This is a genomic window from Marinobacter sp. V032, from assembly GCF_052645435.1.
On the sequence record NZ_JBQXYE010000001.1, the window covers coordinates 1,833,581 to 1,846,634 of the forward strand.

The 13,054-nt window shown below is 56.1% G+C and carries 14 protein-coding genes; 7 read left to right on the top strand and 7 right to left on the bottom strand.

What is annotated here, in order from left to right:
• Positions 1-70: 70 nt before the first annotated feature.
• From cmoB to ACUN9X_RS08445, 6 genes are all read right to left on the bottom strand, one after another.
• Complete coding sequence (gene cmoB, locus ACUN9X_RS08420) at positions 71-1,024, bottom strand: tRNA 5-methoxyuridine(34)/uridine 5-oxyacetic acid(34) synthase CmoB (protein WP_445473198.1); 954 nt, start codon at positions 1,022-1,024, stop codon at positions 71-73.
• A gap of 116 nt (positions 1,025-1,140) precedes the next feature.
• Positions 1,141-1,911, bottom strand: a complete 771-nt coding sequence (gene cmoA / locus ACUN9X_RS08425) for a carboxy-S-adenosyl-L-methionine synthase CmoA (RefSeq protein ID WP_445472768.1) — start codon at positions 1,909-1,911, stop codon at positions 1,141-1,143.
• Positions 1,895-2,299, bottom strand: a complete 405-nt coding sequence (locus tag ACUN9X_RS08430) for a kinase (RefSeq protein ID WP_445472769.1) — start codon at positions 2,297-2,299, stop codon at positions 1,895-1,897. The genes cmoA and ACUN9X_RS08430 overlap by 17 nt, the downstream gene beginning before the upstream one ends.
• A 2-nt stretch (positions 2,300-2,301) precedes the next feature.
• Positions 2,302-3,309, bottom strand: coding sequence for a serine/threonine protein kinase (locus ACUN9X_RS08435; RefSeq protein ID WP_445472770.1), 1,008 nt, complete (start codon positions 3,307-3,309; stop codon positions 2,302-2,304).
• A gap of 75 nt (positions 3,310-3,384) precedes the next feature.
• Positions 3,385-3,807 (bottom strand): hypothetical protein, encoded by a 423-nt coding sequence (locus ACUN9X_RS08440; protein WP_260035924.1) that lies wholly within the window; start codon positions 3,805-3,807, stop codon positions 3,385-3,387.
• A 97-nt stretch (positions 3,808-3,904) separates the two neighbouring features.
• The gene (locus tag ACUN9X_RS08445; protein ID WP_445472771.1) at positions 3,905-4,834 is read right to left on the bottom strand and encodes a DMT family transporter; all 930 of its coding nucleotides are present in this window, start codon (positions 4,832-4,834) and stop codon (positions 3,905-3,907) included.
• 155 nt (positions 4,835-4,989) lie between these two features.
• Here ACUN9X_RS08445 and ACUN9X_RS08450 point away from each other — a divergent pair, with 155 nt between their 5' ends.
• Complete coding sequence (locus ACUN9X_RS08450) at positions 4,990-6,114, top strand: NAD(P)/FAD-dependent oxidoreductase (protein ID WP_445472772.1); 1,125 nt, start codon at positions 4,990-4,992, stop codon at positions 6,112-6,114.
• 16 nt (positions 6,115-6,130) lie between these two features.
• On the opposite strand, the gene ACUN9X_RS08455 is transcribed toward ACUN9X_RS08450, so the two are convergent.
• Complete coding sequence (locus ACUN9X_RS08455) at positions 6,131-6,880, bottom strand: phosphoribosyltransferase family protein (protein WP_445472773.1); 750 nt, start codon at positions 6,878-6,880, stop codon at positions 6,131-6,133.
• An 83-nt stretch (positions 6,881-6,963) separates the two neighbouring features.
• On the opposite strand from ACUN9X_RS08455, the gene bioB reads away from it, so the two are divergent.
• The 6 genes from bioB to ACUN9X_RS08485 all read left to right on the top strand — a co-directional run bounded on the left by bioB (position 6,964) and on the right by ACUN9X_RS08485 (position 13,003).
• Positions 6,964-8,031: a biotin synthase BioB gene (gene bioB / locus ACUN9X_RS08460; protein WP_260035917.1), complete on the top strand. Its 1,068-nt coding sequence runs from the start codon at positions 6,964-6,966 to the stop codon at positions 8,029-8,031.
• A gap of 8 nt (positions 8,032-8,039) precedes the next feature.
• Positions 8,040-9,209, top strand: a complete 1,170-nt coding sequence (gene bioF, locus ACUN9X_RS08465) for an 8-amino-7-oxononanoate synthase (RefSeq protein WP_445472774.1) — start codon at positions 8,040-8,042, stop codon at positions 9,207-9,209.
• 38 nt (positions 9,210-9,247) lie between these two features.
• A complete protein-coding gene (gene bioD, locus ACUN9X_RS08470; RefSeq protein ID WP_445472775.1) occupies positions 9,248-9,940 on the top strand; it encodes a dethiobiotin synthase in 693 nt (230 codons plus the stop codon).
• A 48-nt stretch (positions 9,941-9,988) separates the two neighbouring features.
• Positions 9,989-10,261: a flagellar biosynthesis protein FlgE gene (locus tag ACUN9X_RS08475; protein ID WP_260035911.1), complete on the top strand. Its 273-nt coding sequence runs from the start codon at positions 9,989-9,991 to the stop codon at positions 10,259-10,261.
• Between the two features lie 23 nt (positions 10,262-10,284).
• Positions 10,285-10,983 carry a putative metalloprotease CJM1_0395 family protein gene (locus ACUN9X_RS08480; RefSeq protein WP_445472776.1) on the top strand — a complete coding sequence of 233 codons (699 nt, stop codon included), beginning with the start codon at positions 10,285-10,287 and terminating at the stop codon, positions 10,981-10,983.
• 220 nt (positions 10,984-11,203) lie between these two features.
• Complete coding sequence (locus ACUN9X_RS08485; protein WP_445472777.1) at positions 11,204-13,003, top strand: acyl-CoA dehydrogenase C-terminal domain-containing protein; 1,800 nt, start codon at positions 11,204-11,206, stop codon at positions 13,001-13,003.
• Positions 13,004-13,054 lie beyond the last annotated feature (51 nt).

A 13,054-nucleotide genomic window follows, 5' to 3' on the forward strand; every position in this document is an offset into this window, starting at 1 on the left:
GCATCGCATTGAGCCAATAAAAAAGGCGGCAACGATAAATTTCGATGCCGCCTTTTTTGTGCCTGTTTGTTTATTTCTCGGCCACGATGGTGGCTCTGAGTGGTCCCGGATATCCCTCAACGGTTTTGGTCGGGTCAATCGGATCCAGGAAGTCTTCCAGAGATTGAAACCGCATCCAGTCGGTCGAGCGCTGCTCTTCGGTGCTGGTGGCGGTAACATCGACCACTCGTGCATTGCGGAATCCTGTGCGCTCCAGCCAACGCATCAACGTGTCGCAACTGGGCAGAAACCAGACGTTACGCATCATGCCATACCGATCCTCGGGCATCAGGCTGTAGCCTTCCGGCCCATCCACAACCAGGGTCTCTAGAACCAGCTCTCCGCCGTCTTTCAGGGTGTCGCGCAATTCCAGGAGGTGATCAAGCGGCGAGCGGCGGTGGTAGAGCACGCCCATGGAAAAGGTCGTGTCGAAATAGTTGAGCGCCGGTGGAAGATCTTCCAGTCGACAGGGAAGCATGTGCACGTGGGGAGCGTTCAGGTAGTCTTTGACGCTGAAGAACTGCATCAGGAACAGAAGTCCGGGATCGACGCCAATTACCTGACGTGCACCCGCACCGGCCATGCGCCAGCAGTGGTAGCCTGAACCGCAGCCAACATCCAGGATGCGGCGTCCCTCCAGATCACTCAAATAAGGCGCGACGCGATCCCATTTCCAGTCCGAGCGCCATTCAGTGTCGATATCCAGGCCAAAGAACGAGAAAGGCCCTTTTCGCCAGGGCATCAGCCCGCGCAAGCCGGTTTCGAGGTCAGCACGTTGCTGATCGCTGAGCCCCCCTTCCGTCGATAGCGTGATCGCCGCGCTGTTCATGTCTGCATCAACGTTGTGCAGCACCGGCAATTGTTTCAATGCACTATGCCAGCGCGTGATATCGCCATGAGGATTGCTCTCGAAGCGGCGATAGAGCTGATCACTGATCTGGTTGGCCCAGTCAGCTTTGCCTTCACTTTCCAGATCTGTCAGCAGCGGTTGGTAGCGTTGTTTCCAGTCAAACACGGTAAGAGCTCGTTCAGGAAATAGTGGTTAAGTGGCGTGTCCGATGTGCAGTGTCGACAATGGACCTGATCAGACGTTTCCAAGTATCAGGCGCGTTTGACGGCCAGTAAAGAGACGAAATTAAAACACTGATACCAGAGCATCACTTGATCAAAGCCGGCGTCTGTCAGTCGATGCTTTAGCGCATCAATTGTTTCCGGGATCAGCACCTGTTCAAGGGCAGACCGTTTCTGGCTGATTTCGAGGTCGGAGTAGCCGTTCGCACGTTTGAAGTCGTGATGCAGGTTGGTTTGTGCGGTTTGCTCGCTCTCGTCTTCGAACCGGATCTTCTCGGAGAGAATCAGGGCCCCGCCGGGCCGTGTTGCGCTGGCTATCCGCTGTAACAGGTCTTGTCGGCGGTCCGGATCGATAAACTGAAGGGTGAAGTTCAGTGTGGTGACCGACGTATTCTCGATTGGCGTATCGAGCACGTCATCACAACGCAGTTCGACTTCAGCCGTGTCATCGTCCAGTGCGATGAAGTGACGGCAGCGCTCAATCATGTCCGCGGAGTTATCGACCCCGATGACCTTGCTGTTCCGGTTGGCGACACCATGGCGCATGGCCAGTGTGGAAGCGCCCAGTGAGCAGCCAAGATCGTAGCAATTGCTGCCATCCTGAACGTAGCGTTCGGTGATCACACCAATCATTGGGATGATGGTGGTATAGCCAGGAACAGAACGCCTGATCATGTCAGGAAAGACCCGCGCTACGGCCGAGTCAAACCGGAAGTCGCCACCTTTTGACTGGGTGTCGGTATAGATACGGTCGGTTTCAAATAATGGTCGCGGGTTGTCGTCTTTACTGTGACGGGTCATTTTTCTTTCCCGGTTGACTGACTGGGGGATGCGCGATGGCTTCGGACCCCGGTGGTATAATCTCGGGTATCGTGGGGCGGGGTGCGCAGCGAATGCCCCTGTTTTTGTAATCCACCAGCACGCCGGTCAGGGTGCTGTCGGTATCCGAGCCCACGGCAAGGTAGCCTTGATAACAGTCGGCATGCAGTTCAGAAGGCTTGGGGGACATGCTGTATTCTTCCCGTGGACCCACGTAAATGGCTTTGAACTCGCCGACCGGGACTTCCGCCTTGTCATCGGTGTGGGCCAGCCGCCCGGTACTTTCAAGTGCGACGATGGTGCCGACGATGCAAATAAAGCCGGTGACCAGAAGGGCACGGGCGCTGTAGCGACGTTCACTTTCACTCATTACTAATATTGTCCCATCAGATTAATTGGTGGTGCCTGTAATGCGCCAAGCTGCTCCCTCAGTGCCAGAATCTGGTCGGACCAGAAGCGTGGCTGAACAAACCAGGGGAAGAACCTGGGGAATGCCGGATCGTCCCAGCGTCGGGCAAGCCACGCGGCGTGGGCGATTTGTCGGTAGCAACGCAAGGGTTCAATCAGAAAGCGCTCGCGGCGATTGAAGTCCCGAAAGGTTTCATAGCCTTCCAGCAGTTCAGCAAACTGTGCAGATCGGCTGGCATCATCACCGTTGAGTAGCAACCAGAGATCCTGGATAGCAGGGCCCTGGCGGCAGTCATCAAGGTCTACAAACAGCATCTGCTCATCCCGGACGAGGATGTTACCCGCGTGGCAATCGCCGTGCAGGCGAATCGAATCGACAGGTCCCGCATCGGCAACCCGCTTTTCACAATTATCAATCAGATCAGGGATCAGCGAATCCCAGGCAGGTCGAAGGTCGCTCGGGATCAGGTCGCTATCGGTCAGAAAGGTGGCTTCGCGCCGCAGGGCCGGGATCAGATCAAGCGTGGGGCGCTCCGCAAATGGACGTTGCGCGCCAACGTTATGCAGTTGCCCAAGCCACTGGCCCAGGCGCCAGAGCATATCCGGTTCGCTGGTATCCGGGGCTTGCCCGCCTCGTTGTGGAAATACCGCGAACTGAAATCCGGCATGCTCTCCGAGCGTGCGGCCGTTGTTCATTACTGAAGGCGCAACGACCGGGATATCGGCATCCACCAGTTCCAGCGAAAAGCTGTGCTCTTCCTGAATCTGCTCCAGTGACCAGCGCCCCGGTCGGTAAAACTTGGCGATCACTGACGGTCCGTCTTCGATGCCGACCTGATACACGCGGTTCTCATAGCTGTTAAGTGCGAACAGGCGTCCGTTGATCACGAAGCCCGCTGCTTCCATGGCGTCGAGCAGGGTGTCGGGGGTAAGCGCGTCATAGGGATGACGTGATTGGGGTAAGTCAGACATAAAGCGTCGCCACGTGAGTTCTGGTGGCGAAATATACCACAGGCGAGGGGTGTCTCTCAGCAATCAGGCGCTTGCCTAATGCCGCTTTGCCAGTCGTTCTTTCATTTCGGCAAGATGATACCAGTTCTCGTCGAGTTCCCAGCGCACCCGGTCAATCCGGCTGTCCAGCGTAATTAATGTGCCGGCGCGGGCTTGCAGGTGGGCAAATTGTCGCTCTGCGCGTTGCCAGTCCCGATGGTTGTCGCTGAGTGAGCGCATGCCAGGAAAAAGGGTTTTCAGTGCTTCACGGGTGCTGATATCGAACGAGCGGGGTGAACTCATGATGGCAGTGTCGCCATCAACACGCAGCACCCGGAACAGGTAGGGGTATTCTTTAAGTGCGGCGTCTTCCTGCAACCGGTCGTTCAGGGTAATAACTTCAACGCCGCGCCAGCCAAGCCAGCCCACAAAGATGGCAGCCACCAGCATGACGATCATGAATTGCTTTCTGTCGGACATCTCCCAGAGCACTCCTTGCCGGCAAGATATAAAGGTGCAGTATACCGTCTTTGGATACGGATGCGCAGCTCCCTTGAATGCAGCCGGGTTGTCGGTGTCAGGGGCCTGTTCTGCACGTCGGCTTTCGGGTCCGATTCTGCCACGACGACGCAATGAGGCCGACCAATACGAAAGCGCCGCCGATAGCGTGATAGGGCTCTATGGTTTCCCCCAGCGCCGGGACTGCGATCAGTGCTGAGAATACGGGGATCAGGTAAGCAAACAGGCCTGTCGTGCCAGGGCCCAGCGTCTTTATTCCGTTGTTCCAGAGGAAATAGGCCGCCACACTGGGCAACGTGCCAACGTACAGCAGTGCGGCCACGTTGCCAGATGTCAGATCGAACCCGCCTTCAGTATTGAGCTCCCACAAATAGAACGGGAATATCATGGGCGTTCCCAGCGTAATCAGTATGCATAAAAGCGGGAACAGCGGGATATTCAGCGGCCAACGCTTGATCAGAACAGAGTAGAGCGCCCAGCTGGAGATTGAGAGGACCATCAAAAGATCACCGCGATTAAACGCGACGTTCGTCAGGCGTTCAGGGTTTGCCCGAGTGAGGATAACGATGACGCCACAAAATGCCGCAATCAGACCGATCAGTTGCATCCGCCCTGGGAGCTCCCGGAGTATCAAGGCTGAAAACAGAACAATCATCAGCGGCATGGTCGAGCTGACCAGCGCAATGTTGATGGCGCCCGTGCTTTGGGCTGCGAGATACAGGATGGTGTTGTATGCGCCGACGCTGAAGAAGGCGAGGGCGATTACTTCAATCCAATGTTTTTTCAGTTCATCCCTGTAGCGGCTGATGGCTTTCAGGGTGAAGGGCAGAAGGTAGATTGTTGGTATAAACCAGCGCCAGAACGATAGCGCAAAAGGCGGGATGGATTCGTGTGTTGCTCTGGCAACCAGCGCATTGCCTGCCCAGAAAAGGGTCGTGAGCACCAGGCCGGCCATGGCCAGATGGCGAGCGTTCAAGGCTTCCCGCACGAATACCTCCTGTGGTGATTCGGTGACTCTTTTGTTGGCTCTCTTGATCTTCGGCGCGTAATGATAGCATTACAGAGGCAATGACTCCGATGGACTTTGGTGGCCATTGGTATGAGTTCACCATGATCTGAATCAACTGCAGTCAGGTACCCCATATGGCACTGGAACGTTATTCGACAGACACCGTAATCATTGGCGCCGGCGTCATCGGGCTGGCGTGTGCCCGGGAGATCGCGCTTTCGGGCCGCAGTGTGTTCGTGCTTGAAGCAGGTGCTCATTGGGGCGAAGGGACTTCCTCGCGTAACAGTGAAGTGATTCATGCGGGGCTCTATTATCCACCGGATTCATTGAAAGCTCGTTTTTGCGTTGAAGGTCGTGATCTGCTGTATCGCTATGCCGAGGCGCGGAATATTCCCTGTCGTCAGACCGGAAAGTGGATTATTGCGTCTGATACCCGGCAGCTTGCGGCGCTGGAGACCATTGCAGGGAGGGCGCAAGCCTGTGGTGTGCCGGTATCGCTGGATGACGGTCGGGTATTAAGGAATGCTTTGCCGGATGTGCGTGCGGTTGCGGGTCTGTATTCGCCCACGACCGGCATAGTGGATAGCCACGGACTGATGCTGGCATTGCTGACTGATCTGGAGGCGGCCGGCGGGCTGGTGATTTGCCATGCGCCGGTCAGCGCAGTGACCAGCAAAGTGTCGTCCGGCGATGTACTTCACGAGGTGTTGGTAGGTGGGCAGGCGCCCTGCATTCTGGAAGCGGGCCAGATCGTGAATGCCGCAGGGCTCGAAGCCATTGATTTGCTGGATCACTGGCAGGGCTACCCTGAAGGCGGGCGTCCTGAGGCGCATTTTGCCAAGGGGAATTACTTCAGCTATGTCGGCCGCCATCCCTTCAGTACGCTGGTGTACCCGGTACCCGAACCGGGTGGGCTGGGTGTTCACCTGACACTGGATATCGCGGGGCAGGCGCGATTTGGCCCGGATGTCGAGTGGATAGAGAAACCGGAATATGCAGTAGATAGCGATCGCAGAACAGCCTTTGCAAACAGTATTGCCCGTTGGTGGCCCGGGTTGGATGAAACCCGCTTGCAGCCCGCTTATGCGGGAGTGAGGCCAAAACTGGGACCGGCGGATTCCGGTTTTCATGATTTTCTGATCCAGGGGCCGCAAGTCCATGGGCTAAAAGGTGCAGTGCAGCTGCTGGGTATTGAGTCCCCCGGTCTGACGGCCAGCTTGGCGATTGCCCGTCATGTTGCACAGTTGATTGATACCTGAAGACTCAAGGTGGCGGTCACTGTTCGTGCGGTTCACGCGGCGTTCTGGCGATCACCCAAATGTCGATGCGTTTCACGCCATGGCGCCGCAGAAGCCGAGATAATTCCTCAACAGTGGCGCCAGTGGTCATAACATCGTCAACCAGAGCAATGTATTCCGGCACCGACTGCTTCACTGCAAACGCGCCCTTCAGATTGGTGAGCCGGCGCTGACGGTTCAGGCCCGATTGAGCATCGCTGCGCCGGGTTCTTTTAAGTACCCCTTCAATCACGGGCACGTCCAGTTGTTCTGACAGCCAGATGGCTATTTCCTCAGCCTGATTAAATCCCCGTTTGCGCAACTTCCCCGAATGCATGGGAACCGGCACCAAGGCGTCGGGCAGACGCTTGCCCTGTTGGCGAATCGTGCTGGCGAGTGCAATGGCTAACGGCCGACCCAGTGCCCGTTGGCTGTTGTACTTGAAGCGGCTGATAGCAGCATTGACCGGAAAACCGTAAATCCAGGGGGCGACGACTCGGTCAAAAGCAGGAGGACTGGCAATGCAGGGGCCGCAGAGAGCCGTGCCCTGGCTGGATTCGATAGAGGGCAGTGGCAGCCCGCACTGCCCGCATGGCGAACTGTTGGCCGGCAGTGACGCGGTGCAAGCCGGGCACAGTCCGGAGGCGGATGTTGTTGTGAGACAGCCAATACACGGGCTGTTAACCTGGAGAAAGTTGTTAACCAATCCGTTAACCAAGGTTGACAGATGGGTCAGGCAATTTATCATGCGTTCAATCCATGAACAGAAATGACCAGAGTCCGGCTGCACAGGTTAGTGGCTCGAAGGTCAGGAACCAACAGGAAAATCCCATGACTGCTACTCACCTTCGTCACGACTGGTCACTGTCCGATATTCGCGATCTGTTTGCTTTACCGTTCAATGATCTTGTTTTCAGGGCTCAGAGCGTTCATCGCGAACATTTTGATCCAAACGAGGTGCAGGTGAGCACACTGTTGTCGATCAAGACCGGAGCCTGCCCGGAAGATTGCAAATACTGTCCCCAGAGCGGCCATTACAACACGGGCCTGGAAAAGGAGCGGCTGCTGGAAATTGAAAAGGTGATAGAGGAAGCCCGTGCAGCCAAAAGCAAAGGGGCGTCACGCTTCTGCATGGGAGCGGCCTGGCGGAGCCCAACGAAAAAGGACATGCCCTACGTGCTTGATATGGTGCGCCAGGTTAAATCCCTGGGGCTCGAAACCTGCATGACGCTTGGCATGCTCAATGAAGACCAGGCAGGCGAACTGGCTGGTGCCGGACTGGATTATTACAATCACAATCTCGACACTTCCGAGAAGTACTACAACCACATCATTACCACCCGCACCTATGCCGATCGCCTGCACACGCTCGATAACGTGCGCAAGGCGGGGATGAAGGTATGTTGCGGCGGCATCATGGGTATGGGCGAAGATCTTGATGATCGTGCAGGACTGCTGATGCAGCTTGCCAACTTGCCTCATCACCCTGAGAGTGTGCCGATCAATATGCTGGTTAAAGTGGCGGGCACGCCGCTGGAAAACGTTGACGATCTGGACCCGTTTGAATTCATCCGCACCATCGCCGTCGCACGTATCCTGATGCCGGAATCTCACGTCCGGCTATCGGCGGGACGTGAGCAAATGAATGACCAGATGCAGGCACTGTGTTTCCTGGCCGGCGCCAACTCCATCTTCTACGGTGAGAAGTTGCTGACCACATCGAACCCTGAAGCAGACCACGATCGTCAGCTTTTCAAGCGTCTGGGGATCCGTCCCGAGCAGCGTGAACAGGCCCATACCGAAGAGGAGCAAGCGGCAGGGCTTGTTACCGCGATCGAAGACGAGCGCAACCGTCACCTGTTCTACGATGCCGACGCCGATCGTCGCGAAACCGCCTGAGGCTGGCTGTGCGCGACTTTAAAGCGGAGCTGGATAAACGGCGGGAGCAGGGGCTGTATCGCTGGCGCCGTCAGGTAGAGAGCCCTCAGCAGCCGGAAATGGTGGTTGAGGGCCGGCCGGTGTTGTCCTTCTGTAGCAATGACTACCTGGGGCTGGCCAACCACCCTGCCACTATCAAGACGTTGCGAGAGTCGCTTGGCACTGCAGGGCTGGGTGGCGCTGCATCGCACCTGATCTGTGGTCATCACGCGGCTCATCATCAACTGGAAGAGGCGCTGGCCACTTTTTCGCAGCGCGAGTCTGCCCTGTTTTTTTCCACGGGCTACATGGCCAACATGGGCGTAATCAGTGCATTGGCTGGTCGGGGGGATACCGTTTTCTCGGACCGGCTCAACCACGCTTCAATTATTGATGGGTGCAAGCTGAGCCGGGCCACAATCCGTCAGTACGCCCATGCGGATGTTGGTGATCTGGAGCGCCAGTTGGCGGAAACCGAGGGCCACAAGCTGGTGGTTACGGATGGTGTGTTCAGTATGGATGGCGACCTGGCGCCTTTGCCAGAGTTGGCGGCAGTGTGCCGGGCACACGATGCGCTGCTGATCGTAGACGATGCGCACGGTTTTGGCTGTCTCGGCCCGGAAGGGCGCGGCACGGTAGCGCATTTCGGATTGGATGAGGCGGATGTTCCGCTTGTCATCGGAACATTGGGCAAAGCGTTTGGTACAAGTGGTGCTTTCGTGGCCGGCTCTTCGCTACTGACCGATTATCTGGTACAAAAAGCGCGCACCTATATATACACGACGGCGATGCCGCCGGCTGTCGCTTATGCAAGCTGTACCAGTGTGGCATTGCTGGAGCAGGCAAATGATCGCCGCGTCCATCTGAAGCATTTGATTGACCGCTTCCGCTCAGAGGCGAGCCGCCTCGGTTTCACTTTAATGCCTTCAGCGACGCCTATTCAGCCAATCCTGGTCGGTGATGCGTGGTCGGCGCTTGCGTTGAGCAAGGCTCTGGAGGCACGCGGCATCTGGGTTACTGCCATCAGGCCGCCAACAGTGCCGGAAGGGGAGTCGCGGTTGCGGGTAACATTCAGTGCCTCACACAACGAGGCGCATCTCGATAGATTGCTGAATGCACTGGCAGCGTGCCGGCAGTTATCGCCTGAATCAGCCGCCTGACATATAAGTGAAAGAGCGCATAAGAGTGAACAGTAGTCATGGGTAAACGCAGTTATTTTATCACCGGCACTGATACAGGTGTCGGTAAAACCCTGGTTACCGCGGCCTTATTGCATGCGGCTAACAGTCGGGGGTTGAGAACACTGGCAATGAAACCCGTTGCTTCAGGTTGCGAAGAGACGCCTGAGGGGCTTCGCAACGATGATGCTCTGATGTTGCAGGCGGCCATGTCAGAGCGCGTGCCCTACGAGCAGATTAACCCGATTGCCATGTTGCCTGCGATTGCGCCCCATATTGCAGCGCAGGAAGCGGGTCGGCAGCTTTCCTCTCAGCGGTTGGTTGGCCTGTGTCGCGGGTTTCAGATGCGCCCGGCCGAGCTGTTTCTGGTTGAAGGAGCTGGGGGCTGGCGAGTACCACTGAATGACCGTGAAACCTATTCCCGGGTTGCTCAGGAAATGCAGTTGCCCGTGGTTATGGTTGTGCCGCTTCAGTTGGGGTGTATTAACCACGCTTTGTTAACGGCCGAAGCTATTCGAAATGACGGTCTGGTGCTGGCGGGCTGGGTTGGTAACCGGCCAACCAGAGAGCCTATGGCGCGTGAGGCCGAGAATCTTGACTATCTGAAAAGCCACCTGCGGGCGCCCTTTCTGGGTGATTTACCCTGGCAGGCTGAGCCGGACCCTGCCGCGCTGGCACTGAATCTGGATATTCGACCGCTGATTGATTTTTGAACAGAAATCTGGTCAACTTGAGGTAATGGTTTAATCAGCGGTGGCCATATGATCAGCAGTAACATCAATAACAGTTTCGCGATTGGCGTGAAAGGTATTCAGGACGGTATTGCCGGCGCGGAAAATGCTGCCAAGCGTATCGCCCGATCAGGTGTTGATGGCCCGCAGGGTACCGGCGGTGAAAGCGCCATTGCCGGAAGCGGTGGTTTGGCTGAGCCCATCGTCGATTTGAAGTTATACTCCAGAAGTGTCGAAGCTTCTGCTCAGGTTGTGAAAACAGCCGATGAAACACTCGGTTCTCTTCTCGACATCATGGCTTGACACTTAATTCGGACTTGCGAGCCATGTCTGTCGCTTTTTCCACTTCATCTTCTCTTTATCCTGGCGTAACGCACTACGGCGGTCCTTCTGCTGTCGCTTCCAATTCAGCTGTCGTCACTCAAAAAGATGAGCTCCAGACCGCCAGGCCGGTATCTGCCAAATCGGATGCTGAGCGCCCCGGTGACAAAAGCGAAACGGATCAGGCTAAAGGTGTGCGGCGGGAGCTTGAGGAAGCCGAACTTCAGCAACTGCAAGCCCTGAAAGCACGTGATCGTGAGGTTCGAGCCCATGAGGCCGCCCATCAAAGTGTGGGTGGCCAGCATGCTGGTGCGGCAAGCTACAGTTACGAGCGCGGTCCGGATGGTGCCCAGTACGCGGTTGGTGGAGAGGTGCCCATCGATATCGCCGCCGTTGCCAATAATCCGCAAGCGACTATTGATAAAATGCGTGTGGTGCAGGCTGCTGCACTGGCGCCAGCCGAGCCTTCATCGCAGGATCGGCAGGTCGCTGCAAAGGCGATGCAGATTATGTTAAAGGCGCAGCTCGAGCTGGCGGCTGAAAAAAGCGAAGATAAAACGGCGCTAGACAGTGCCGACGAGGACGGTGAAAAAAGCGCGCTGAACGGCGCAGATGAAAGCCGGACTTCGACCTATCAGCGTATTTCTGACCTCGGTAATACGGACCCTGTCCCTGATAGCCCCTCTTTTCAGGCCACCGCCTGACTTTTCTCAACTCATTGATTCCTATAATTAACCACTAATTCGGTTGCCTAAAGCAACACAAATTAGTGGTTAGCCTCTTGACAATAGAATGGCTGCAAACGTATGTTTCAAACAACCGTTTAATTAACAGGTAGCGCAACTGCGATTACCTACGAGTAAAACCAAGGCTGGTGCTCTGTCGTATTGGAGACAGACACAACCGAGAACTGAGGTGAATTCCATGCCTGAATACAAAGCGCCCCTGCGTGAAATCAAGTTTGTAATGAACGAGCTGCTGAACAGCGAGCAGCACTATGCTGGCCTGGAAGGCGCTGAAGACGCGACTCCGGATATGGTTGATGCCATCATTCAGGAAGGTGCCAAGTTTTGTGAGCAGGTACTTTCACCACTGAATGCCGTGGGCGATAACGAAGGATGTACCTGGAGCGCAGAAGGCGTTAAAACGCCGACTGGCTTTAAAGAGGCCTATCAGCAGTATGTTGAAGGTGGCTGGGCTTCAATGACCGCTGACCCGAATTACGGTGGCCAGGGGCTGCCTAACTCTATCGGGATCGTTATCAGCGAGATGGTTGGTACGTCTAACTGGTCCTGGGGCATGTATCCGGGTCTGAGCCACGGTGCGACTAACACGATTGAAGCGCACGGTTCCGAAAAGCAGAAGCAAACTTACCTGACGCGTCTTATCAGTGGTGAGTGGACAGGCACTATGTGTCTGACCGAGCCTCACTGTGGTTCCGACCTCGGTATTCTGCGTTCCAAGGCTGAGCCTAACGCCGATGGAAGCTACAGCATCTCCGGCACCAAAATTTTCATCTCTGCCGGTGAGCACGACATGGCGGAGAACATTGTTCATATCGTTCTGGCACGTCTGCCGGGCGCGCCTGAAGGTACCAAGGGTATCTCACTGTTTATCGTTCCCAAGTTCCTGCCTAATGAAGATGGCAGCGTGGGTGAGCGTAACGCCGTAAGCTGTGGCTCCCTTGAGCACAAGATGGGTATTCACGGTAACGCGACCTGCGTGATGAACTTTGACGGCGCTAAAGGCTGGCTGATCGGGCCTGAGAACAAAGGCCTCAACTGCATGTTCACCTTCATGAACACTGCTCGTATCGGTACTGCTATCCAGGGGCTGGGTTCCGCTGAGCTGGGCTTCCAGGGCTCACTGGCATACTCCAAAGACCGTCTGGCGATGCGTTCATTGACCGGTCCCAAGAACACCGACGGCCCGGCTGATCCGATTATTGTGCACCCTGACGTGCGCCGTATGCTGCTGACCCAGAAGAGCGTGGCGGAAGGTGCCCGCGCCCTGATTTATCTGGCGGCCCAGCAGGTGGACATCGTTCACAGCGGCAAGACTGAAGAAGAGCGCAAAGAAGCCGACGAGCTGCTTGGTTTCCTGACACCAATTGCCAAGGCATTCTTGACCGAGATCGGTTATGAGTCTGCCAACCTGGGGATGCAGGTATTTGGTGGTCACGGTTACATCGCTGAGTGGGGCATGGAGCAGAACGTTCGTGATTCCCGCATCGGTATGATTTATGAAGGCACTACTGGTATCCAGGCACTGGATCTGCTGGGCCGTAAAGTACTGATGACCCAAGGCGAAGCGCTGAAAGTCTTCACCAAAAAGGTCCACGTTTTCTGCAAGGAAAATGCTGACAACGAACAGTTGAAGGAGTTTGTTGAGCCGCTGCAGGCACTCAACAAGGAGTGGGGCGATCTGACCATGAAAGTGGGCATGAACGCTATGAAGAACCGTGATGAGGTGGGTTCGGCTTCCGTCGACTACCTGATGTACTCGGGCTATGCGGTCTTCGCTTACCTGTGGGCCCAGATGGCCAAGGTGGCGCTGGACAAGATGGCTGAAGGCACTCAGGAAGAAGCTTTCTACAACGCCAAGGTGTTGACTGCACGCTTCTACTTCAAGCGTCTGCTGCCACGCACCAAGGGGCATGCCGAAACCATGCTGGCCGGTTCTGACACTTTGATGGATATGCCGGAAGACGCATTCGCATTCTGATGTGATGTCTCTGTAAGGCAGAACGGGCCCGTACTCAATTGAGGCGGGCCT